This is a genomic window from Caldalkalibacillus mannanilyticus JCM 10596, from assembly GCF_000615945.1.
In the GTDB taxonomy this organism is placed as follows: domain Bacteria; phylum Bacillota; class Bacilli; order Caldalkalibacillales; family JCM-10596; genus Bacillus_AT; species Bacillus_AT mannanilyticus.
The window spans coordinates 67105-89453 of sequence record NZ_BAMO01000008.1 but is presented as its reverse complement, the minus strand read 5'-3'; the positions used below and the strand labels follow the sequence as shown (position 1 = coordinate 89453).

The 22349-nt window shown below is 42.4% G+C and carries 20 protein-coding genes and 2 pseudogenes; 8 read left to right on the top strand and 14 right to left on the bottom strand.

What is annotated here, in order from left to right:
* Positions 1-6: 6 nt before the first annotated feature.
* The 6 genes and pseudogenes from JCM10596_RS06815 to JCM10596_RS06785 all read right to left on the bottom strand — a co-directional run bounded on the left by JCM10596_RS06815 (position 7) and on the right by JCM10596_RS06785 (position 6451).
* Complete coding sequence (locus tag JCM10596_RS06815; protein WP_025026467.1) at positions 7-186, bottom strand: hypothetical protein; 180 nt, start codon at positions 184-186, stop codon at positions 7-9.
* Between the two features lie 53 nt (positions 187-239).
* Positions 240-1100, bottom strand: coding sequence for an AAA family ATPase (locus JCM10596_RS06810; protein ID WP_025026466.1), 861 nt, complete (start codon positions 1098-1100; stop codon positions 240-242).
* 444 nt (positions 1101-1544) lie between these two features.
* Positions 1545-2372 (bottom strand): aldo/keto reductase, encoded by an 828-nt coding sequence (locus JCM10596_RS06800; protein WP_025026465.1) that lies wholly within the window; start codon positions 2370-2372, stop codon positions 1545-1547.
* Positions 2373-2456: 84 nt separating this feature from the next.
* Positions 2457-3954, bottom strand: a pseudogene (gene xylB / locus JCM10596_RS24315) (xylulokinase).
* Positions 3955-3981: 27 nt separating this feature from the next.
* Positions 3982-5301 carry a xylose isomerase gene (xylA, locus tag JCM10596_RS06790; protein ID WP_025026464.1) on the bottom strand — a complete coding sequence of 440 codons (1320 nt, stop codon included), beginning with the start codon at positions 5299-5301 and terminating at the stop codon, positions 3982-3984.
* Between the two features lie 37 nt (positions 5302-5338).
* Positions 5339-6451, bottom strand: a complete 1113-nt coding sequence (locus JCM10596_RS06785) for a M24 family metallopeptidase (RefSeq protein ID WP_025026463.1) — start codon at positions 6449-6451, stop codon at positions 5339-5341.
* Between the two features lie 351 nt (positions 6452-6802).
* Here JCM10596_RS06785 and JCM10596_RS24310 point away from each other — a divergent pair, with 351 nt between their 5' ends.
* A complete protein-coding gene (locus JCM10596_RS24310; protein WP_369345611.1) occupies positions 6803-7846 on the top strand; it encodes an ROK family protein in 1044 nt (347 codons plus the stop codon).
* A gap of 128 nt (positions 7847-7974) precedes the next feature.
* Entirely contained in the window at positions 7975-8298 is a 324-nt protein-coding gene (locus tag JCM10596_RS06775) for a YuzD family protein (protein WP_025026462.1), read from the top strand.
* 16 nt (positions 8299-8314) lie between these two features.
* Here the strand turns inward: JCM10596_RS06775 and JCM10596_RS06770 are convergent, their stop codons facing one another.
* Positions 8315-8887, bottom strand: coding sequence for a hypothetical protein (locus JCM10596_RS06770; RefSeq protein ID WP_025026461.1), 573 nt, complete (start codon positions 8885-8887; stop codon positions 8315-8317).
* A 69-nt stretch (positions 8888-8956) separates the two neighbouring features.
* Here JCM10596_RS06770 and cls point away from each other — a divergent pair, with 69 nt between their 5' ends.
* The gene (cls, locus tag JCM10596_RS24305; RefSeq protein ID WP_051541209.1) at positions 8957-10435 is read left to right on the top strand and encodes a cardiolipin synthase; all 1479 of its coding nucleotides are present in this window, start codon (positions 8957-8959) and stop codon (positions 10433-10435) included.
* Positions 10436-10452: 17 nt separating this feature from the next.
* Here the strand turns inward: cls and JCM10596_RS06760 are convergent, their stop codons facing one another.
* On the bottom strand, positions 10453-10740 hold the full coding sequence (locus JCM10596_RS06760) for a HesB/YadR/YfhF family protein (protein ID WP_025026460.1): 288 nt from the start codon (positions 10738-10740) through the stop codon (positions 10453-10455).
* 227 nt (positions 10741-10967) lie between these two features.
* Here JCM10596_RS06760 and JCM10596_RS06755 point away from each other — a divergent pair, with 227 nt between their 5' ends.
* Positions 10968-12503 carry an MDR family MFS transporter gene (locus JCM10596_RS06755; protein WP_025026459.1) on the top strand — a complete coding sequence of 512 codons (1536 nt, stop codon included), beginning with the start codon at positions 10968-10970 and terminating at the stop codon, positions 12501-12503.
* Positions 12504-12623: 120 nt separating this feature from the next.
* On the opposite strand, the gene JCM10596_RS06750 is transcribed toward JCM10596_RS06755, so the two are convergent.
* The 3 genes from JCM10596_RS06750 to JCM10596_RS30770 all read right to left on the bottom strand — a co-directional run bounded on the left by JCM10596_RS06750 (position 12624) and on the right by JCM10596_RS30770 (position 14716).
* Positions 12624-12830 (bottom strand): hypothetical protein, encoded by a 207-nt coding sequence (locus JCM10596_RS06750; RefSeq protein WP_148302525.1) that lies wholly within the window; start codon positions 12828-12830, stop codon positions 12624-12626.
* Between the two features lie 285 nt (positions 12831-13115).
* Complete coding sequence (locus JCM10596_RS24295; RefSeq protein ID WP_267879675.1) at positions 13116-14258, bottom strand: ABC transporter substrate-binding protein; 1143 nt, start codon at positions 14256-14258, stop codon at positions 13116-13118.
* Between the two features lie 11 nt (positions 14259-14269).
* A complete protein-coding gene (locus JCM10596_RS30770) occupies positions 14270-14716 on the bottom strand; it encodes an ABC transporter substrate-binding protein (RefSeq protein ID WP_267879674.1) in 447 nt (148 codons plus the stop codon).
* A gap of 255 nt (positions 14717-14971) precedes the next feature.
* On the opposite strand from JCM10596_RS30770, the gene JCM10596_RS24290 reads away from it, so the two are divergent.
* From JCM10596_RS24290 to JCM10596_RS06725, 4 genes and pseudogenes are all read left to right on the top strand, one after another.
* On the top strand, positions 14972-16036 hold the full coding sequence (locus JCM10596_RS24290; RefSeq protein ID WP_369345610.1) for a glycerate kinase family protein: 1065 nt from the start codon (positions 14972-14974) through the stop codon (positions 16034-16036).
* A 151-nt stretch (positions 16037-16187) separates the two neighbouring features.
* Positions 16188-16924 (top strand): annotated as a pseudogene (locus tag JCM10596_RS24285) (ABC transporter ATP-binding protein).
* On the top strand, positions 16921-17946 hold the full coding sequence (locus JCM10596_RS06730; protein WP_025026457.1) for an ABC transporter permease: 1026 nt from the start codon (positions 16921-16923) through the stop codon (positions 17944-17946). The pseudogene JCM10596_RS24285 and the gene JCM10596_RS06730 overlap by 4 nt, the downstream one beginning before the upstream one ends.
* Before the next feature lie 78 nt (positions 17947-18024).
* Positions 18025-18681 carry a TetR/AcrR family transcriptional regulator gene (locus JCM10596_RS06725; RefSeq protein ID WP_025026456.1) on the top strand — a complete coding sequence of 219 codons (657 nt, stop codon included), beginning with the start codon at positions 18025-18027 and terminating at the stop codon, positions 18679-18681.
* 1 nt (position 18682) lies between these two features.
* Here the strand turns inward: JCM10596_RS06725 and JCM10596_RS06720 are convergent, their stop codons facing one another.
* The 3 genes from JCM10596_RS06720 to JCM10596_RS06710 all read right to left on the bottom strand — a co-directional run bounded on the left by JCM10596_RS06720 (position 18683) and on the right by JCM10596_RS06710 (position 22327).
* Positions 18683-19981: an ATP-binding protein gene (locus JCM10596_RS06720; protein WP_025026455.1), complete on the bottom strand. Its 1299-nt coding sequence runs from the start codon at positions 19979-19981 to the stop codon at positions 18683-18685.
* Positions 19982-20099: 118 nt separating this feature from the next.
* Positions 20100-20984, bottom strand: coding sequence for a DMT family transporter (locus JCM10596_RS06715; RefSeq protein ID WP_034680716.1), 885 nt, complete (start codon positions 20982-20984; stop codon positions 20100-20102).
* Positions 20981-22327, bottom strand: a complete 1347-nt coding sequence (locus JCM10596_RS06710; protein ID WP_025026453.1) for an opine metallophore biosynthesis dehydrogenase — start codon at positions 22325-22327, stop codon at positions 20981-20983. The genes JCM10596_RS06715 and JCM10596_RS06710 overlap by 4 nt, the downstream gene beginning before the upstream one ends.
* Positions 22328-22349: the final 22 nt, after the last annotated feature.

The window sequence follows — 22349 nt, the reverse complement described above, 5'->3', positions numbered from 1 at the left end:
GCACTCCTATTCATTGGGAGAAATAAACCGAAACAGCTTGAGCATGGCTTCATTATAAGGAGTTGAAGACCACAGTCGGTCGCTTTGCATGACATTTTTCCATTCAGGAATGTAAGGCAGCTCCAGTTTAATCGCAAACTCTTCATATAGCTCCCGATTATAGCTCTGACCCGTATAACGATTCACAATGAAGGTCGTATTTCGATAGATTTTTCCTTCATCATCCTTGGCGATTTGTTCTAATGCTCGATGCTTTGTTTGCTTTTATCTACTTGAAACAGATCATCGACGGTCACCCAGATGATCAGATCACTCATCTGAAGGGATTGGACGATGCGCTCATGCAAACTCGATTCTAAGTCAAGGACAATAAAATCATAGGAGCCCAGATCAATGAACCCTTGGAGCAAGAACTCTATATCCTGCTTGGTTAGATCCAGCATTTCTTGACCATTCGCTGGAGAGAGGTAGTCAATCTTGGTGAAGGTTTGGGTCTGTTTCAACTCTTCTATCTTCGCTACGAGTTGCTTTGAGCGACTTTTCACATAGTACAACAAGGTGTCAAGACCTTCTGCCTTCTCCTCTGTTGGAAATAAAGAGTGAACCGAATGGTATAATTCTAAATTAAGGTAGAACACTCGATAATCCTGCGAGGCAGCTTGATTACAGAAATTGATCGCTGCAGTTGTTTTCCCTGCTCCTCCACTTGCCGAGTAAAAAGAAACAATCTTGGTCTTTTTACTTAAAAACTGATGAGAAATGGCTAACCCATTCTTCTCTAGGTGAAAAGCCCAAACCTTGGATAAGAGCAAATTTAAAGGTTGAAATTTATTAATGGTTATATATTCTTCATGTGGCTGATGATCTTCCACTAACAGCATCACATTGTCTTTTTTATGTAGCTCTGGTGGCAACAATTCTGGAGTCACCAAGAGAAGGTAAGCACCTTTGTGTTGATCTAGGAATCTAGTCACATTCTCAGAGGTTGAAAAAGATTTTAATATAAATTTATGATGTTCTTCTGAAGTTCGGATGTATTGAAACAAGAGGTCTACATACTCTTGATTGGCATCCGCAACCACTAAATGTACTGTACTCATAATTTCCCCCTAAACCTGTCGCTATCTCTTGTTTGTTATGCTTAGAAGCCTAGCAGCTTGGCGATTCCACTTATAATGAATACAGCAGAAACGACTCCCAAAACAATGGCTAAGCGAACTCTATTTGTACGACTTCCCACGTCAAAAACCTCCATGTCCATCCTTTTTCTGACATCACAATCCATATATTTCTAAATTCATTGAATTTCTACACTCTTGATATAATACCATCGTTCTATAGAAAATTTTGTCGAAATTTGTTGCGCCATGAAATTTTTTATTTTTTTCTCCGAGTAATCCGATATAACATAACAAAATAGACTTTTTTTAGGAAAATATAAACTTTCGCACCCTAAAAAAGCAAAAAACTGTAGCCGTATCATGGTATAGATTTGATACAGTTACAGTTTTTCACTTTAATGAACCTCTATTTTATATGACGATTTAAAAATCAAAGTTATCAGGATCAGGACCAAATCGGCGATTCTGATTCAACTCATCAAGCTTCGCCATATCCTCTGTGGATAATTCAAAATCGAAGACTTGAGCATTCTCTTCCATTCGGTGAGCTGTAATCGATTTAGGAATGGTGACTACTTTATTTTGTAGATCCCAGCGCAGGACGATTTGGGCTGCTGATTTTTGATACTTTCCACTTAGCTCTTGTAATAACGGCAAGTCCAGATTTCCTTGCATTAATGGACTCCATGCTTCTAATTGGATTTTATGCTCCTGACAGAACGCAAGCAATTCTTTTTGATTTAATAAAGGATGGTACTCCACTTGGTTGACCATAGGGACGATCTCACTCTGGGACATTAGATCCTGTAGATGATGGATTTGGAAGTTACTCACTCCAATCGCTCGGACCTGCCCATCCTTATAGAGCTTTTCTAACGCCTTCCAGGTATCGTTGTACTTGCCTTTGACGGGCCAGTGAATCAGGTAGAGATCAATATAGTCTAAGCCTAGCTTCTTTTTACTTTCCTCGAAAGCTTGTAGAGTCGATTCATAGCCTTGGTCGGCATTCCACACTTTCGTTGTAACAAAGAGCTCTTCTCGTGGAATTCCTGCTTCAGCAATCGCTTTTCCTACGCCTTCTTCGTTGCCGTAAATCGCTGCGGTATCAATGCTGCGATACCCCACTTGCAGGGCATGCTTAACAGACGACACGATTTCATTTCCTTCTTTCACCTGCCAAACACCTAAACCAAGCCAAGGCATTTGAACACCATTGTGTAATTGAGTAGATTCCTGCAATGCAATGGACATGCTATATACCTCCTCTATTCTTTCTCTCGCTTCCTATCTTTTACGTTCTATTCTGGGCGATAACCCTTCTATTCTAGACCGAATTCACCGTCTAAATACCTGTAGTGCTTCGTTCAGCTCTTTCGTCTGCGTATAGACTTGACGATATAGCGGATAGAGCTCCTGGTATTTCTCTACATGCTCGGGAATCGGCCCATAGGTGTGTGCGGTAGAAAGACACAGATTCACACACTCCTCAAGAGTAGAATACCATTTGCAACCATATGCTGCCAACATTCCTGCTCCGATAGCGACCCTGCTCAGTGTCAAGCTTCACGATGTTCGTATTAAATATATCTGCCTGCATCTGGAGCCACGCTTCATTCTTGGCTCCCCCGCCAATTGAAATCACGGTATCGATTTGTTTTCCCTTCTTGCGAAAGATCTCAATAGATTCTAGTAAAGAGAAGGTAATCCCCTCAAGAACCGCACGAATAAAATCGATTCGTTGATGAGACGCATCCATCCCAATAAAGCTGGCTCGAATCGCAGCGTCTGCGTGCGGGGTTCTTTCCCCGACAAGATAAGGAGTAAAGAGAAGCCCCTTGGAGCCAATAGGTACGTGCTCAATTCCTTGGAAGAGGGTGTCAAAGCCTTCATTCCCCGCAAAGACTTCCTTAAACCACTGTAAGCTATATCCCGCAGAGAGGGTAACTCCCATCGAATAATAGGCATTCTCTTGCCCATGATTAAAATAGTGTACCTTCCCTTGGTACTCTCGATCCTTGGACTCTTCATAGGATAGAATCACTCCTGATGTTCCAATACTGCATAGGGTTTTGCCTTCAGATAAGATCCCAGCTCCTATCGCTCCGCAGGCATTATCTGCTCCTCCTGCAAATACCTTAGTGTGTGGAGAGAGACCTGTGTGCTGAGCAAATTCCGTAGATAATGTACCCACACACTCATGGGATTCGACTAAAGGGGGACAGAGCTCTACTGGGATCTCTAAGAGAGAAGCGATTTCCTGACTCCACTTCTTCTCAGCGACATCTAGCAAAAGGGTTCCCGCCGCATCCGAATATTCGCTATGAATCTGCCCTGTCATACGAAAGCGCAGATAATCCTTCGGCAATAAGAAAATCTTTGCTTTTTTCCATACGTGCGGCTCATGTTGCTTAACCCAGAGCAGCTTGGGCAGGGTGAAGCCCTCCAGCGTGGGGTTCTTGGTGATCGAGAGAAGCTTTTCTTCGCCCACTTGCGCATAGATCTGTTTGCATTGTTCTGTGGTTCTTGTGTCATTCCAGAGGATGCAATTTCTCAGGACCTGCTGCTGTTCATCTAGCAGAACAAGCCCATGCATCTGTCCAGAGAAGCTGATGCCTTCAATCGCTTCTATAGGCTCGGTCATTTGCCCTGCCAACTCCCGAAGTGCTTCTGCTGTCTGGTCCACCCACACCTCGGGATTCTGTTCGCTATGCCCTGCGGTTTCTTGCAGAAGCGGATACGATTTAGATATTTCCTGACAAACCCGTCCCTGTTGATCAAGCAATATAACCTTAACTGCACTGGTGCCTACATCTATACCGATGACATATTTCATCTCTTTCCACCCTTCTTTCCACCCTTATTAACGTTTTACTTCTATTATATATTGATTAATGGTTGCTTTAAGAAGCTCTTGTCTGCCTGATCTGTTCTTGATCTCTGTTTGCTCTAAGGCGTACTTTTCAAGGGTGTGCAAATTGGCTCTGCCCTCCATGATCTCTAGACCGACTCCTTCCGTATAACTGCGGTAACGTTCGGCAATAAAGTCTTCTAGGACTCGGTCTTCCAGCAGCTTATTGGCTACCTTCAAGCCAACGGCAAAGCTGTCCATCCCAGCAATATGAGCATAGAATAAATCTTCCGGTTCAAAAGAGCCTCTGCGCACCTTCGCATCAAAATTAAGCCCACCTGAACCAAGCCCTCCATTCAGAAGAATTTCATACATAGCTAAGGTGGTCGAATACAGATCTGTCGGGAACTCATCTGTATCCCAGCCTAATAAGAGATCTCCTTGGTTCGCGTCAACAGAGCCTAACATCCCATTGATTCGTGCCACTCGAAGCTCATGCTCAAAGCTATGCCCTGCTAATGTGGCATGATTTGCTTCTATATTAAATTTGAAATGTTCCTTCAAGCCATAGCTTTGTAAGAAGGCTAATCCAGTAGCCACGTCAAAATCATACTGATGCTTGGTCGGCTCCTTCGGCTTAGGTTCAATTAAGAATTGAGCATCAAAACCAATCTCCTTGGCATAGTCGACAGCCAAATGAAAGAAACGGGCAAGCTGATCTACTTCTTGTTTCATATCTGTATTAAGCAGGGTTTCATACCCTTCACGCCCACCCCAGAAAACATAGTTCGCAGCACCCAGTTCCTTTCCGATCTCCAGACCTTTTTTTACCTTCGCCGCAGCATGAGCAAAGACCTCAGCATTGGGAGAAGTAGCCGCTCCATGAACATAACGAGGATGCGTAAATAAATTGGCTGTATTCCAGAGAAGCTTCGTCCGACTCGTTTTCATATATTCCTTGATCATTTGCACGATTTTATCCAAATTTCGATAGGTTTCTCGCAGAGTATTTCCCTCTGGTGCCACATCTACATCGTGAAAGCAGAAATAGGGGACGTTCAGCTTCTCAAACATTTCGAAGGACGCCTCTACCCGCGCCTTGGCTAAGTCCAGCCCTTGATAATGGTTCCAAGGTCTTTGCATCGTGCTTACTCCAAATGGATCTGATCCATCTCCCGTGAATGTATGCCAATAGGAAACGGCGAAACGCAGCCATTCTTCCATCGTTCGTCCATTAACTAGCTCTGTAGGATTATAGTGTTTAAAAGCAAGGGGATTTCGAGATGTGGCTCCTTCGTATTGAATCGGCTGTATCGCAGTAAAATAACTCATGTTTATTCCCTCCAATATATATGTTTTGTGGTTATGTCTATATTTCCAAAATCAGGGGTCGTGAAAGGGTTTGCCCTGAAGAAACGGTCACCTTCATGTTGGGCCAGCCGCTAGGAGAAGTGGTGATGATTTCCGCTTGCTGTTCCCCGATTATGATCGTATCTTCAGATTTTGCTCCCGTAATAGAAGGATTCCAAGCAAAGGCTTGGTGCTTCTCCATTTTGTATGAAGTCGATGGAGTCAGAAGGTAATCACGGTTCTGGTATCCTATGGCTCCTCCTTGATGATGAAGCTTCCATTCCTCGGGATAGCCTGCCTCGGCGTACACCTTTTTGATATGGTCAAAAAAAGAAGCGGTATCCATTCCTTCTCTAGTAGCGGTAATCAGCTCGGCATCGATTGTTATGGTTTTTAGAAAAGTTTCCTTCCTTTCAACAGAAAGCGGACCTCTATGAATCATTCGAGTCAATGCCACAATTAATCCCTTGTAGCGTACACAAGAAACCACCATACAGCTTCGTTCAAAACGTTTGTTTTGCGGAATAGGATGACGGTAGCGATCGATTCGCTCATCACAAGCAACTAAGGTCACCGTGGGCATCAATCCTTCTAATTGAAGGATCTTGTTCAAGCCAGCTGCCAGCTCTCGTTCTGTGTACCCAGGATGCACACTCATGCAGTAATTCTCCAGTAGTTCAGTCGCCCTTGACCCCAGATAGCGATACCTTGTTCTTTCTAGAGAGGTCATGGAGAACCGTAGCTGTGCCAGCTTGAAGGGCTCTAACGTCATTCCTGCCCCCTCGGAATCCGAAATGATTTTCCCTTGCCCTACCAATTGGTGAGCTTTTGTTTCTACTGATTCGTACCACGGATATTCAACGACTTCAATTTCGAGAGCATGAAGCTCCTCTTCTAAAATTCTTCTTTTTTCAATAGGATTGGTCAGGAGATAAAAAGCTTGTCGAGTAACAAGGAGAGCACATTCTCCTTTTTCACTGTTATAGGGAATGCCATGATCTCCCCCGCTTGTTAACCAAGCGAAATGATCGATTCTTCGGTAAAAGACAGCCTCGGCGTTTTCCTCCTCAAGCAAGGATCGCACTCTAGCCAACTTGATCTGAACATCCTTTTGTTCTTCAGTCTGTATCACATCGGTTCCCCCTCCCTTATCGTGTAAACCCTTTCATTTAAGGGTTCTCCTATGGGTTTGTTATGTTTGTTTATCCATTGAACTAAGTGTAGCACCTTTAACTTAGTTTGTCTAGTGAATGAACTAAGTTTGTCAAAGTATTGAGAACATGGTATAAAGGAGAATAAGAATAGAAAGAGAATCGTAGAATAACAACACTTTTCAGGGAGAATAGAAAATGACGTGGAATCAACAAACCGTTAAATTAAGCAATAAATCACTTGTCCTGCACATGATTAAAGAACAAGCCCCTCTTTCACGGCAGATATTGCCCAATACACAGGGTTAACCAAAGGAACCGTATCTTCTTTAGTGAACGAGCTGATCGAAGAACAATTATGTTACGAAACAGGACCAGGAGAATCAAGTGGGGGAAGAAGACCTGTTATGCTTCTGTTTCATCAGAATGCAGGCTATGCTATCGGAATTGATCTAGGTGTCCATTACATCCTGGGTATTCTCACAGACCTTCAAGGGAACATGATTCATGAAGCAAAAGTCAGCATCACCACTTCAAGCTATGAGTTGACTCTCCAAGCACTGAAAGAAATGATCCATTCGCTGATCCAAGCTGCCCCTGAAAGTCCTTATCAGGTGATCGGAATTGGAATTGGAGCCCCTGGGATTGTTGATCACGAAGGACGCATCCTTATCGCTCCCAATGCAGGCTGGAGAAATGTCGAGTTAAAAAAAGATCTCGAACAGCACTTTACCCTTCCTGTGATCGTTGAGAACGAAGCCAATGCAGGAGCTTATGGAGAGAAACGATTTGGAGTGGGAAAAGAAGTGGACAATATGATTTATGTCAGTGGAGGAATCGGAATTGGGGTAGGGCTGATTCTGCAAAATGAGCTCTATCGAGGCAACAATGGCTTTGCTGGTGAAATGGGGCACATGGTGGTGGAAGCTGACGGGCGCTCATGTAAGTGCGGCAGTAGGGGATGCTGGGAGCTCTATGCCTCAGAAGCGGCACTTCTACGTGAAGCCACGCAGGCAGAGCTTCCTCTTCCTCCAGAGCAGGAAATCACTCTGGAAACATTAATCCATTTAGCGAGCATGAAGGAAGAGAAGGCAATCATGCTGTTCAACAAGATTGGCTACTACCTTGGTGTCGGCATTAATACGATTATTAATACCTTTAATCCGCAGCACATCATTATGGGCAATCGGCTAGCGATGGCAAAGGAATGGATTGAGCAACCGCTGCTAGAGGTAATCGAGAAGCGTACTCTGCTATATGCGGGAAAATGTACAAATCACTTTTACCGAACGCTCCTCCTACTCCTCCGCTCTGGGTGCTTCCGCTTATGTGGTGGATCATTTTTTGAAGGCGAATTTAATGGGGTAGGGACGTAAGAGAATCTTTCTAGAACAACGCCTGTTCTTGTGAAAAAAATACCCAAACCGCACTGGAGAATGATAAACTGAACTGTAGATACTAAGTAGAGTTTAGGCTCTACCCAAACGAACGGGAGGCGTTAGCTATGATGAAAAACATTGATGTATACGTATACGGAGCTGAGCAAATTTGTGCCAGTTGTGTGGGTGCTCCTTCTTCCAAGGATACCGCAGAATGGTTAGACTCTGCGCTCAACAGAAAATATGAAAACCTTTCCTTTCATATAAAATATGTAGATATCTATCAACCACAAAACGAAAAAGAGAAGGAATTAGCTCAAAGAGTTATTGATGAAGAGTTTTTCTATCCTCTTATTGTCATTCAAGATGAAATCGCGGCAGAAGGGATTATTAACATTAAGCAGGTCTATTCCTTCCTAGAAGAAAAAGGCATTGTTTCACCCTCTTGATCCCCGACTAAAACCCTTACCTTCTACTTGTTTTTTCTTGCTGTTTTTCCCTTAGATACTTTCTAGCGACAAGAAGAGCAAGAAGAAGAACGGTCGCCAATACAATCAGAGTGACTAGATGCTTGAGGATGGAAAAAAGGTTGACGACATAGACTAGATTTATGGAGAGATCAGGATAAGCCCTGAGCATCCAGATGATCCCCGTGTTTTCCAGCACGTCAAAAAAAGCAAGCAGATAAGGAAGCAGGCAAGCTGAGGAGATCCAGCTTGTTTCTTTGTTCAACTTCTTGACAAGGTACATAATAAGTAAGGCATAGCCGATAGAATAAAAGAACAGAAAGACGAAATCAAGGAGCTGATTATACAGGTGAAGTGCACGCCCAGCCTCTCCTAACTGGGTAAAAAAGAACATCACCTGCTCATGGGTATACTGAAAGCGGAGATCAAGAATGGGCTCTCCTGCTTTTTGCTCAATGCGTTTCCCCGTTCCAAAGAGAAGGAGAAGCTGGCATACTAGCTGAGTACCCAAAAAAATAAGGACGTTTTTACCACTTGCTAATCGATCCATAACCTGAATGAATGGGATCATCATACCCCTCCTTTATGGGTTTATATTCAAGCCGTACATGAATCTGGACAATGACCGGAGTGTGAAGTCATGTTTGATTTTCAACTGAGTACCCTATTAGGATTTGTCAGTATCATTAATATTCTGCTCGCCATCATCGTGATCTTTCTGGAAAGGCGAAATGTCAGTGCAACTTGGGCATGGCTATTGATCCTATACTTTACCCCGATTTTAGGCTTCATCTTATATATTATTTTTGGTCAAAACCTTAGTCGAAGAAGAATCTTTAAGTGGGATAAGCAAGTACAACCCTATATCAAACAAGCCGTGCGTACGCAGATGGAGCAATTAGAAACCAACCCTGCTCAATTCCAGAGTTCAATCATTGAAGAGTATCGCGATTTAATCTATATGAACCTGAATCATGATGAAGCTCCTCTCACTCAAAATAATGAGGTTCAAATACTGACAGATGGGCAGCAAAAGTTTGATCTGCTCCTGAAGGACATCGAATCCGCTAAAGAACATATTCATATGCTCTATTATATAATTCGCAGTGATGAGTTGGGAGAAAAAATTGCTCAGGCACTAATGAAGAAAGCCAAGGAAGGTGTAGAGGTACGACTGCTATATGATGATCGCGGTTCTAGAAAACTAACGAGATCCTTCATTCACAAGCTGCGGCAGTCAGGCGCTCTCTTAGAACCTTTTTTTCCGGCGAAAATCCCTTTTTTGAACCTGAGAATCAATTACCGAAATCATCGTAAACTAGTTATTATTGATGGGCGGATTGGCTATATTGGCGGGTTTAATATCGGCAACGAGTACCTAGGGCTTCATCCCAAATTCGGCTACTGGAGAGATACTCACTTGAAAATCATCGGCGATTCAGTGAACAATATTCAGTCGCGTTTCATGTTAGATTGGAATCAAGCCTCCAAACAAAAGGTCGCCTTCATGGACTACTATTATTTTAGTAAGAAAACCTACGGCGATACGGGAGTCCAAATTGTGTCTACCGGACCCGATACCGAATGGGAGAAAATCAAGAATGGATTGATCAAAACGATTCTCTCCGCCAAGAAATACGTCTACTTACAGACTCCCTACTTTATTCCCGATGATAGCTTCTTAGAAGCCCTGCGTATTGCCTCCCTTTCTGGGGTGGATGTGCGGGTAATGATTCCAAATAAGCCTGACCATCCTTTTGTTTACTGGGCCACTTATTCCTATGCTGGGGAATTGCTGAAAGCAGGAGCTAAGATCTATATTTACCAGCATGGCTTTCTACATGCTAAAACCATAGTCGCTGATGGTAAAGTTGCCTCTGTCGGGACAACAAACATTGATGTGCGCAGCTTTCGTTTGAATTTTGAAGTCAATGCCTTCCTCTATCATAGCGATACGGCTGAACAACTCACGGCTATTTTTGAAGAGGATGTTCTCCACTCTACAGAACTAACTCCAGCATTATATATGCAGCGTTCCTTTTATATCCGGCTGAAGGAGTCCGTTTCTCGCTCCTCTCTCCGATTTTGTAGAAAGCAAAAACCTGCCCGTCTATTTTGACTAGCAGGTTTTTGAACTTACAACACTTGAAAGTGAATCTCCTCCGTTTCAGGCTGATAATCCACGTGTAGATTCTGACCATTTAGGTACCACATATCTTCCTGTTCAACGTAAAAAATCATTCCTTGCTCAACAGTAGAAAGAGCGATTTCCTTGGGCTCTTCTTGGGCAATTCCCATAGAAAAAGAGGCTTGGACCGATCCGCACCCACCATATCTTGCAAAAAAGCGAATATGCTGTCCCTCTTTAAATCCCCACTGTTCCTTAAAGCATTCTATTGCTGCTGGAGTAACTGTCAGCTTCATGAGCATCTGCTCCCTTCCTATCCCTTTGTTCTATAAGATGATATCATGGCAAACAAACCATCCAAGGGCTTCGCTGAATTTCTTGACAAAGCGCACCCTCCTGATTATGATTATTTCTATTACTTACCAAGATCATTCGCTTACTATAAAGAAGACTTCCATCAGATTGATTTTATCAGGAATACGAGGACATGACAAAAAATGTGCAGCAAAGAAAGGAGAAAAGTATGGTTTCAGAGGATAGTAATCGAAAGCTCGTCATCGCAGGCTTACTGCTTGGAATACTCATGGCTGCCATGGATAATACCATTGTCGCTACCGCTATGGGCACGATCGTTTCAGATCTAGGAGGCTTTGACCGCTTCGTCTGGGTCACTGCCGCTTATATGGTTGCCGTTATGGCAGGAATGCCCATCTACGGGAAGCTATCTGATATGTACGGACGTAAGCGTTTCTTCGTTTTTGGGTTGTCTGCCTTTTTATTTGGCTCTGTGCTATGTGGAATGGCGCAAACAATGGAGCAGCTTATTATTTTTAGGGCGATTCAAGGAATCGGAGGAGGCGCCTTGCTCCCTATTGCTTTTACCATTGTCTTTGACCTGTTTCCTCCGCAGAATCGGGGCAAGATGACAGGGTTACTTGGAGCTGTCTTTGGTACGGCAAGTGTACTAGGACCTCTATTAGGGGCTTTGATTACCGATTTAATTAGCTGGCATTGGATTTTTTATATTAATGTACCGATTGGTGTTCTGGCTTTATTTTTTATTGTCCGCTACTATAAGGAAACGCATGAACATTCAAAACACAAAATTGATTGGTCTGGTGCGATCACTCTGATCATCTCCGTTGTGAGCTTAATGTTTGCCTTAGAATTAGGGGGCAGAGCCTATGCTTGGGATTCCATTCAGATTATCAGCTTATTTAGTATCTTTACGGTATTTCTGGTTCTCTTTTTTCTTGTTGAGAGAAAAGTGGATGAGCCTATTATCTCTTTTTGGATGTTTAAAAACCGGCTTTATGCCACCTCGCAAATCATAGCTTTTCTCTATGGAGGCACGTTTATTATCTTAGCTGTCTTTGTGCCGATCTTTGTTCAAGCAGTGGGTGGAGGCTCTGCCACGAACGCAGGATTTGTTCTAACACCGATGATGCTTGGCTCCGTAGTAGGAAGTATGATTGGAGGGATGTCACAAACCAAAACAAGCTTTCGTAATCTCATGATCGTTTCTGTTATTTTCTTCTTTCTCGGCATGTTTTTATTGAGTGGAATGTCGCAGGATACGGCGCGTGGATTGTTAATTTTCTATATGGTCATCGCTGGTTTTGGGGTGGGGTTCTCCTTCTCCTTATTGCCTTCTGCTTCCATCCATCATATAGAGCCTCGTTTCCGCGGTTCAGCTAATTCAACAAATGCCTTTATTCGTTCTCTAGGGATGACGATTGGCGTAACTATATTCGGAGCGATTCAGAACAAAGTATTCAACAATAATATTCAAGCGTTTGAGAACGTTCAGGACTTATATGATGCTTCTGGAGCCCCTCTGATTGATTTAAAGGAGCCACAACAAATCTTTCAACCTGATCAACGCGCCTTATTGCCTGATACGATTGTCGATCAAATCGCAGCAGCAATCGCCAGCTCGATCACCTATACTTTTCTGCTTGCCTTAATTCCTATCTCTCTAGCGGCGATCACCATTCTATTTATGGGCAATACACGTGTAGAAGTGAGTAAGGAGCAGAAAATAACCAACAAAGCTTGATTGAATATTTCCTCCATGCAATATAGCCTGTCCTAGTAGACAGGCTATTCTTATTTTTATTATGATTTATGATCTATTTATAATCCTAACGATCTAATGCTATCTAATGAAGGTCAGTCGTTAGCTTTTTGGATACTCACATAGATTAATATATAACCGAGGATTCCCATGAGTTTTCTCTAAGGTATACTCGCATCTAAGTTGGTTTTCTTTTTTCTCCTTATGCTGGTATAGCTGTGCTTGATTTGGAATCAAGGCACTATAGTTCATCCCTTGTGTATCCTGCTGAGGATCTAATACTAACATGGCTTTCTCTTCCTTGCTCATTTGATAGACTCCTTCCATTCAGGTTTCTCTCTCTATTTCTTCGACCTGTTTCTTCTTTTTTTGAGTGTCGCTTCTCCACAGACAAACGATTTTCGTCTTTTTTTGATCCACCTTATTGTATCATGGCATGATTGGTTTTTTTGTAGAAATTTGTAAGGTAAATATTGAATTATTTTTGACAATGTTCTAATTAGATACATAAGAAAAGAAAGCCGTAAGAACGTCTTTCGTCCCCACGGCTCTTTTGGTACTATATATTTTACGTTTTTGTAATCAACTAGCCACTTACTCTACATCCAGCTGATAAGTGAGAAGATAATATTCTTCCGCACCAGGCTTCCATCCCACCACACGCTTATTCATACCAACGATTATATTAGGATATACCGCAAAGCTATGAGGAACCTCTTGGTTGATAAGGTCTACCGCTTGCTTTGTGATTTCAATTCTCTCATCCATCTCTGCTGTGGCGTTAAGTTGATGAATCATCTTCTCTAGCTCTGGCAGATGGATATGTCCTGCATTGAGAGAACCACCTTGTAGATAGGCACTATTCAGAAAGAATCCACCGTCTCCACGTGGAGCGCTTAAATTACTGTATGTGGCGATATCCCATTCACTGTTTTCGACTAAATAACTATCGACATTTTCTACTGTGGTAATGTTCATTGTAATTCCCGCTTTCGCCGCTTCGGATTGAAGAAGTTGTGCCATTAACGGAAGCTCTGGTCTTCCTCTATAGGTAATCATTTCTACGGTTAGAGGTTGCCCATTCTTCATGAGCTTGCCATCTGCTCCCGCTTGATATCCCGCTTCTTCCAGTAAGGCTACCGCCTGAGCTACATCATGCTTCACGGCAGCTTCTTGACTGCCAAACGGTAAGTTACTATTGAAAGGACCATTCGCTACGGTCCCATGCCCCAACATAATATCCTCTGCCACACTTTGACGATCTAGCAAATGATTGATTGCCTTGCGCACTTTGTGATCCTGCATTTGTGCCTTTCTTTGATTATATAAAATGAAATGCACTCGTAAGCTAGCTACTGATTCAATCGTTAACTTCTCATTTTTTTGAATGACGTCCATGCTTTCCGCAGGAAGATTATAGACAATATCAGCATCTCCTGATTGAAGAGCGAGAGCACGAACATTGGGATCTTCATTAAAGGCAAACTTGGCTTCCTTCAGCTTAGGCTTTCCTGCCCAATACTCATCAAAACGCTCAAGATTGATTTCTATTTCTGGAGCAAAGCTTTTCACTTTAAATGGTCCTGTTCCAACTGGTGCACTGTTAAAGGCTTCTGTCCCCATACGTTGTTCCGCTTCTACATTCACAATAGAAGCCGATGGATTAAGTAGTTCAGAAAGAAGAGCTGGATAAGGCTCTGTTGTTTTTATTGTTAACAGCTGACCTTCTGCTGACATCGAATCGATCTTTAAGGAACGAGCCAAGGATTCACTGGCATTGAGCCTCTTTCAAAGGAGGCTTTGGCAGCCTCGGCAGTTAATGGCGTGCCATCGTGAAAGGTTACGCCATCACGAAGCGCAAATTCCCATGTGAGTTCATCAAGCATTTTCCAATCTGTAGCAAGCCAGCCTTCAATATGTAGGTTTTCATCCAGCTTCACTAAGGTTTCAGTAATTCCAGCACGAAGCGGAATGCTTCCGTTATGAGGATCTAAGCTGGTTGCTTTGAAGGTGTACAAAAGAGTCACACTTTTGTTCTCTTCCTGTTCATCTGCTGAACTTCCATTCTTATTCTCAACTTCACTATTTGGCGCAGTATTTCCGCCACTTTCCTCCGCTGTGCACCCTGCCATGACGAGCATCCATACACTGACAATGAAAAGCACAAACACTTTTGAACCACTTATTTTTTTCATTTCTCTTTCTCCTTCTATTCGTAATCATTCTTATTTTCATTTTAATATTGTATGCTGAACTCTATTCCTTGTCAATTATATTCCTCCTACTAAAAACCATGATGATTTTTTTCGTTCTTTTCTATTTTCACTTTTCCTCCCGCGCCTTACTTCTTACTTCTTACTTCTTACTTCTTACTTCTTACTTCTTGTTCAGGCGCAGAAAGATACAGTACACTAAAGCTAACAAAACTTGTAAGAAAAGAGGTTTAGCACATGAAGGTGATCGTTGCACCCGACTCATTTAAAGGGAGCTTATCTGCACAAGAAGTAGGAAACGCCATGAAGGAAGGCATTCTTCTTGCTCAGCCTCAGAGCCAAGTCAAGGTCATCCCTATGGCGGATGGAGGAGAGGGTACTCTACAGTGTCTCATTGAGGTAACAGGAGGAAAGTTCTTCTATGCCACCGTAAAAAATCCAAGGGGAAAAGAAATCCAAGCTGCTTACGGAGTTCTAGGAGATGGAATCACCTGTGTCATTGAGCTAGCTCAATCTTCAGGACTCTATTTACTTGATGAAAAGGAAAGAAACCCACTTTATACTACTACCTTTGGCTTTGGGCAATTGATCAAGGCTGGTTTAGATCGTGGCTGTCGACGATTTATCTTAGGCTTAGGTGGAAGTGCAACGAATGACGGAGGAGCAGGCATGCTTCAAGCCCTTGGATTTGGCTTATTGGACAAGGAGAAGCAACCTATTCATGATGGAGGAGCCGAATTAGAACGGATCGTAGAGATTACGACAGAGCATGGCGATCCACGTCTCGCCGAGAGTAATTTTATTATGGCCTGTGACGTGGACAATCCCTTGATTGGACCAGTAGGAGCTTCGGCTATCTTTGGACCTCAGAAAGGAGCGACTCCTGATATGGTTCACCAGCTAGACCACGGCTTACAGCATTTCGCCAACGTCATCGCTCAGCAAATGGGGATCGCCATACATCACCTTCCTGGGAGTGGGGCTGCTGGAGGAGTAGCTGGGGCTCTCCTTGCCTTTCTAGATGCCCCCCAAAGATCTGGTGTTCAGGTTGTAATGGAGCTGACCAAACTAGAGCAGGAAATCAGCCAAGCCGATCTAGTGATTACTGGAGAAGGACAGGTCGATGGTCAGACAGCCCATGGAAAAACGCCCTGTGGTGTAGCTCAAATGGCACAAAAGTATGGTGTCCCTACGATTGTCTTAGCTGGCTCCGTGGGGCAAGGAATTGAGAAATTGTATGATCATGGAGTCACGGCTGTTTTCAGCATTTTGAATCAACCATTCCCCTTTCTGAAGCCATGAATCAGACGAGATCACTTTTAGTTCAAAGTGCTGAGCAGCTGATAAGATTTTATTCAAGAATAAAATGAGTGAGTACTCACTTTACAAACAGCAATTCTTCCTGTATATTAATAGTGAGTACTCACTCATTATTATGTAAGGAGGGCTTTTTATGGTTCAGCAAAAGAACCCTACGTCGATTTCAGTCCAGCAGATCTGTAAGAGATTTGGTCAAAGAGAAGTATTAAACTCGATTACTTTAGATGTACAAGAAGGTGAAATTTTTGGTTTATTAGGTCCCTCAGGAGCAGGAAAAACAACACTCGTCAAGATGATAGCGGGGATTGATCAGCCCTCTTCAGGTGTCGTTTCTGTTCTTGGAACGAAAATGCCTGATCTCGATATGATGAAAAGAATTGGCTATATGGCACAATCAGATGCTCTATATGCTGAGTTGAACGCACGAGAAAATCTAGATTTTTTGCCAAAATCTATGGTCTAAAAGCAGATCAACGCAAACAAAGAATCCAGCATACACTAGAGCTTGTTCAGTTAAGCGCAGATCAAAAAAAAGCGGTGCATCAATTCTCGGGAGGAATGAAAAGAAGATTATCTCTCGCTGCGTCACTCTTGCATCAGCCTGATATTCTCATCCTTGATGAGCCTACTGTGGGCATTGATCCAGTGCTGAGAAAAACCATATGGAAAGAATTAGAACGATTGCGCCAGCAGGGAACCACCTTGGTGGTCACCACTCACGTCATGGACGAAGCGGAAAAATGTCAGCGTTTAGGAATGATTCGCGAAGGACAACTGATTGCCATTGGCACACCAGACGAGCTGAAAAAACAAGCCTCTGCGCTAACCATTGAAGAAGCCTTTGTCTATTTTGGAGGTGAGCAGGCATGAGAATTCAAGCGATTGTCATTCGAATTATTCAACAGTTTTTTAGAGATAAACGAACATTAGCCCTGATGCTGTTGGCTCCTCTGCTCATTCTGACCCTAATGTATCTGGTCTTTCATACCGATGACTATGTACCAACCATCGCTGTACACGACGTCCCTCCGCTTGTTCAAGAAAAGCTCAGTGAGCAAGGAGCCATCATTGAAGAAAAAAGCCCCGATGAGGCACGGCAGAAAATACAAGAAAGCAAGGTCGATGCTTTCATCACATTAGAGCAGATGACACCTACCATTATCCTTGAGGGGAGCGACCCTACCCTTAGCAAAGCTATCTTGATGATGATACACAAGTCTTTTCAAGAGATTCAGCCCAACCAACAGCTCCCAGAGCCTATCATTACTTATGTCTATGGATCAGAGGAAATGCGTTTATTTGATTACATTGGTCCTGTCCTGATTGGTTATTTCATCTTCTTCTTTGTTTTTTTACTAGCCGGAGTTTCTTTTCTTCGCGAAAGAACCAGTGGAACTCTCGAACGCCTTCTCGCTACGCCATTAAGAAGGTGGGAGATTGTCGCAGGCTATGTACTTGGATTTGGATTATTTACAACCATACAGGCGACGATCATTTCATGGTTCGCTGTACAAGTCCTTGGGATTAACATGGAGGGTTCCTTTCTCTACGTCTTATTGATTACATTTCTACTCGCCATGACAGCCTTAACCTTAGGCACACTCTTGTCCGCTTTTGCCAACAATGAGCTTCAGATGATTCAATTTATTCCTTTAGTGATTATTCCTCAAATCTTTTTCTCTGGATTATTTAATGTAGATAGTTTATCTGTTTGGCTGCGTTCGCTCAGCATCTTCATGCCTATCACTTATGGAGCTAATGCGCTAAGAGAGATTATGATTAGAGGCAATGGGTGGGCTCATATCGATCAGGATGTCTACGTCCTGCTTGGTTTTTCCTTCGGATTTATGATCTTAAATGTTCTAGCCTTAAAAAAGCATCGCAAGCTATAGGTATACTTCAGCGAAAGAAGAAGATCTCATGCTATAATGGGCTATATGAAGACGAGAAGAGAAAAAGGAGTCAACAGAATGTCCGAGCGAGAATGGATTGAAGAACTATTAAAGATAAATGATGAGGATCTACAGCTAAGTGAAAAACAATCGAAGATTATTGAAGCCGCCATCGAAGTATTTTCGGAAAAAGGCTTTGCTGCTGCCTCAACGAATGAAATTGCCAAAAAAGCAGGCGTAGCAGAAGGAACCATTTTTCGACATTATAAAACAAAAAAAGAGTTACTTTTCTCCATTGTAACTCCTACCTTAGTGAAAGTGGTCGCGCCCTTTTTTGCCAAAGGGTTTGTGCGAGAAGTATTTACTAACGAACATCAAAGCTATGAAGACTTTCTGCGGCTTTTGATCACCAATCGCTTAGATTTTGTCAAAAAACATTTTCCGATTATCAAAATTTTTCTACAAGAGATCCCGTTTCACGATGAACTAAAGGAACAATATCGCCAAGTGTTCACAGAAAATGTCTATCACAAATTCACGAGCATTGTTCAGCACTTTCAAGAAAAAGGGGAAATCATTGATTTCCCCAGCGATACGGTCATTCGTATCACCATGACCAATATTATAGGCTATTTAATCACACGCTTTCTGGTGCTTCCTGAAAAGGACTGGGATGATGCACAAGAGATCGAGAATACGATTCATTTTTTGATGCATGGATTATCCCCCAAGTGAACTAAGAACGCTTCGGAAGGGTAATGGAGATTTGGGTTCCATTGCCTTCCTCACTTTTCACCGCTATTTTCCCCTGTAGGCTTTCAATAATGCTGTACACAACAACCATTCCTAGCCCTGTTCCATCTTTTTTGGTCGTATTAAACGGTTTGCCTAATCGCGCGAGCTGTTCCTGCGTCATCCCCACTCCATTATCTTCAATGACAATGAGCACTTGCTGCTCTTCGGCATACAATTGAACAACAAGCTCTCCACCATTCGGCATGGCTTCAATGCTATTCTTGAGGATATTAATGATACATTGCATCATCTTAGACACATCCGCGTAGACATAGCAATTGTGCTCAATTCGTTTGTCGATGGACACATTATGATAATGAGAGAGCGGAGTCATGATTTCAATCACCTGTTCGATCACATGACCAAGCTCGATTCTTTCCGCTTGAGAGGTTTGTTGCTTAGCAAAGGAAAGGTAGTCGGTAATGATGGCTTCGGCACGATCCAATTCCGCTATAGCAATATCGAGATATTTACTATGAGATTCTAAAATCACTTTATCCATTTTAAAAAGCTGTAGAAATCCTCGCACGACCGTCATTGGATTGCGCATTTCGTGAGCCACAGATGCGGCTAGCTCACTAACCAACCTTAATTTCTCTGCCTGCTGTACTTCCAGCTTGATTCTATCATTTTCTCTCAAATGCTCAATTAGTAGAATAATGAAACAATTGACGATGGTTTGAAAGAAACAATAATAAAGAAAGAAGGAGATAAAATCATCAGTAAAAAAAGGACCTCTCAGGAATTTAACAAGGATGGCGATAAGGGTGATACCAAATGAAAAAAAGGAGCTAATTAGGATGGCTATCATAATTCGACGTCGAAAGACTGAACGGTGATAGAGGGGAAGAATGTAATAAAAGATTGGGATTAAGCTAACACCTAAAAAAATGGTTAACCATAAACCATCTGTAACCCCTAGGAAAAAACGATAGATGATCATTGCCATCACCGTCATTATTCCAGCTGGCATTCCCCCGTATAAAAAACTAAGCGTCAGCGCCACAGGCCGCAAGTCATAAATGTACCCTTCATAATAAGCAAAAGGAAAAGACATACATAGGATCGTTGCAAGTGAAAACAAGACTCCCAATACAAGATAATGATAGATTCGACGGAACTTTCTAATTTTTTTATATATACAACAATGATAGAGCAGAATGATTAACATAATAAAAAAAATGTTCGTTAAATAATGACTGATGTCCATCATCATTCTCCCTGCTTGGATGAATTCCATTTTGACTCCATTTTACTTGAGATGTATGTTTTTGTCAATTTTTGTTGAAAAAACACGAAAAAATAAACAAAAAAATAGACCAGGAAAGCCCTAGTCTATTTTTGACATGGGAGTAAAATCAAGAAGACTTCGTCACCAGTCCCTGTTCCGCTTTTACCTGCTCTGTTTTCTCTTTCTTTTTTCGAGATAAGGCGATACATACTGCAATAATAAGAATTCCACCTATTACGGTGAATAGATCCGGTATTTCTGTCCAAAAAATAAAGCCCCATACTGCATTGAAAAAGATACCAATATACCGTACCACCTCAACGACGATCACATTTTCATGAGTGAAGGCTTTGGTTAAAACGACTAAGCCCAACAAGGAAACAAGAGCAATAAGAGATAGATACAACAGCTCCACCGCCCCTGGTACAACAAATTGATTCCACATCAGAGGAATGGAAACAAGTGTAGCCGTGGCAAGGAAATAAAAGATAATCTCATAGGCATGGTGTTTTTTAGTTAAATAACGAATCGAAATAGAAGCCCCCGCAGCAAATAGAGCACTGAGAATCCCAATGAGGGCATCCATCGAATAGGATGAATACTGAAAAGGTTTGACTAGGAAGAAGGCTCCGAGAAAGGCTAAGGGTAACAAAGCAAAGGTTCTCTTAGACATCTTCTCCTTAAGAAAAACAGCGGACAACAAAATGACAAATACAGGTGATAAATGGACCAAAATACTCGCATCGGTCAGAGGAATACTGGCAATCGTATGAAAGTAGGCTAACAAGTAGAGCGCTCCCAGAACTCCGCGCAGAGCAAGCATCGGGATTCCTTTTCTTGAAAAGATCACCTTGCTTTTCAGCATGAGGATATAAATCACGATTAAGCCTATAAAGCTACGAAAAAAAACAATCTCGGCGGTTGGAATGGTTTCACTAACCGCCTTCACTAGCACATTCATAATACTAAACACAAGGGATGAAAATATAGCTAAGATGACACCGTTTTTCATTGTTCTCTCCATTCACTCCAAATCGCCTCAATTTCATCCTGCGTAGTGTCTTGGAACAAGGAGGAAGGAAATGAGTCCCTTCCCCTTGAGCTGACAAGCTCACTAAAGGCTTTTTCAAATCGTTTCATCAGTTCTTCTGTCTGAGGCATCGGTAGATTCATTTTTTGGGCTAAACCATAGAGTAGTTTAAGTTTCTTATAATCTTCATAAGGGATTCTGGGGAGAATCCATTTTCCCTGCTGATCCTGACTAATTTGCTTGAAGGGCACAGCCGAGAAATCGAAATACCTGCCATTCTCATCAGGGGTTGAAAAAGGATCGATAAGAATGGACGTATATCGAATATAGAGTAAATATTCCTGCTTAATGGACTCAAATCTCGTAAACCCTTCAATATCCTCACGGGAAAGGGTTGTTTCGTGTACAGGATAATTATCATCATTTAAAAACTTGAGAAGGTTAATAGGATTTCCACCAAAGCTGAGAATTAAGGCAGAGATCTCCTTCCATAAATGAAGCATTTCCCTTATGGTATGCTGCGTAATGGGTCCCTCAGGGTAAAGCTTATACATAAATTTCTTGGACTTTTCCGTCTGAAAAATCTCCCTTAGAGAAAACTCATTCATAAATAGAGGAGGATGTACATAAGTCGTAATGCTTTTACTTTCCGCCTCCAATGGGCTCCGGTCAATTGTGCATTGAATACCCAAACTCTCCATTAATCGTTGTACCTCAAACACCTTGGAGCTAAGAGGATGACTTGAACCAATATAAACTCTCTTTTTAAATGCCTTGGTATAAGAAACCAGTATGCTAGTTTCTTGTGGGTCTAGCTTCGTTGCTGCATAATAGGTAGAAAAACTAATCACCTCAATTCGTTCCTTTGCCTGCCCTAGCTCACTTCTAACTAATAAATTAGAGCCTATACTTGGGGAAATAAGGAGAATGGTTCCAAGCCTACTTAATCTATCTAGGGATAATTCACGAATCACTTCGATATAACTATCACTCGGCGTACATAGAATAAGAGTATCCCACCTGTCCTCTATGGTTTCAAAGCCCTCATAAAATTGGTCAAGTCGAACAGCTCCTGCAAGATGACGCTTCTTTTCATCCTGGACATTGGCTTTCAAGATATAGTCCCCCTGCTCCAATTCTTTTTTGAGCTGTGTCGTATGGGGACTTTGTCTGTTGATCACTCCTAGCTGAGTACACCAGCCCTTTCCGAGATGAACTGCCACCTGAATGGCGGCAGGACCGGCTCCAACAATCAAGGTAGAACCGAAAGACTGCTCCCGAGCGACACTAAGATTGTCCACAATCATGCTTCCCTGATTCTTCACTTGTATCACGTTCCTTTTATCA

Coding starts and splice junctions, on each gene's coding strand:
- JCM10596_RS30770 (WP_267879674.1), bottom strand. CDS start 14,716: ATGAAAAAAATAAGTGGTTCAAAAGTGTTTGTGCTTTTCATTGTCAGT.
- JCM10596_RS06750 (WP_148302525.1), bottom strand. CDS start 12,830: ATGAGCAAGGAAGAGAAAGCCATGTTAGTATTAGATCCTCAGCAGGAT.
- JCM10596_RS06730 (WP_025026457.1), top strand. CDS start 16,921: ATGAGAATTCAAGCGATTGTCATTCGAATTATTCAACAGTTTTTTAGA.
- JCM10596_RS06775 (WP_025026462.1), top strand. CDS start 7,975: ATGATGAAAAACATTGATGTATACGTATACGGAGCTGAGCAAATTTGT.
- JCM10596_RS06755 (WP_025026459.1), top strand. CDS start 10,968: ATGGTTTCAGAGGATAGTAATCGAAAGCTCGTCATCGCAGGCTTACTG.
- JCM10596_RS06810 (WP_025026466.1), bottom strand. CDS start 1,100: ATGAGTACAGTACATTTAGTGGTTGCGGATGCCAATCAAGAGTATGTA.
- JCM10596_RS24290 (WP_369345610.1), top strand. CDS start 14,972: ATGAAGGTGATCGTTGCACCCGACTCATTTAAAGGGAGCTTATCTGCA.
- cls (WP_051541209.1), top strand. CDS start 8,957: ATGTTTGATTTTCAACTGAGTACCCTATTAGGATTTGTCAGTATCATT.
- JCM10596_RS06725 (WP_025026456.1), top strand. CDS start 18,025: ATGTCCGAGCGAGAATGGATTGAAGAACTATTAAAGATAAATGATGAG.
- JCM10596_RS24295 (WP_267879675.1), bottom strand. CDS start 14,258: ATGTCAGCAGAAGGTCAGCTGTTAACAATAAAAACAACAGAGCCTTAT.
- JCM10596_RS06760 (WP_025026460.1), bottom strand. CDS start 10,740: ATGAAGCTGACAGTTACTCCAGCAGCAATAGAATGCTTTAAGGAACAG.
- JCM10596_RS06800 (WP_025026465.1), bottom strand. CDS start 2,372: ATGTCCATTGCATTGCAGGAATCTACTCAATTACACAATGGTGTTCAA.
- JCM10596_RS06715 (WP_034680716.1), bottom strand. CDS start 20,984: ATGAAAAACGGTGTCATCTTAGCTATATTTTCATCCCTTGTGTTTAGT.
- JCM10596_RS06720 (WP_025026455.1), bottom strand. CDS start 19,981: ATGGAATTCATCCAAGCAGGGAGAATGATGATGGACATCAGTCATTAT.
- JCM10596_RS06770 (WP_025026461.1), bottom strand. CDS start 8,887: ATGATCCCATTCATTCAGGTTATGGATCGATTAGCAAGTGGTAAAAAC.
- xylA (WP_025026464.1), bottom strand. CDS start 5,301: ATGAGTTATTTTACTGCGATACAGCCGATTCAATACGAAGGAGCCACA.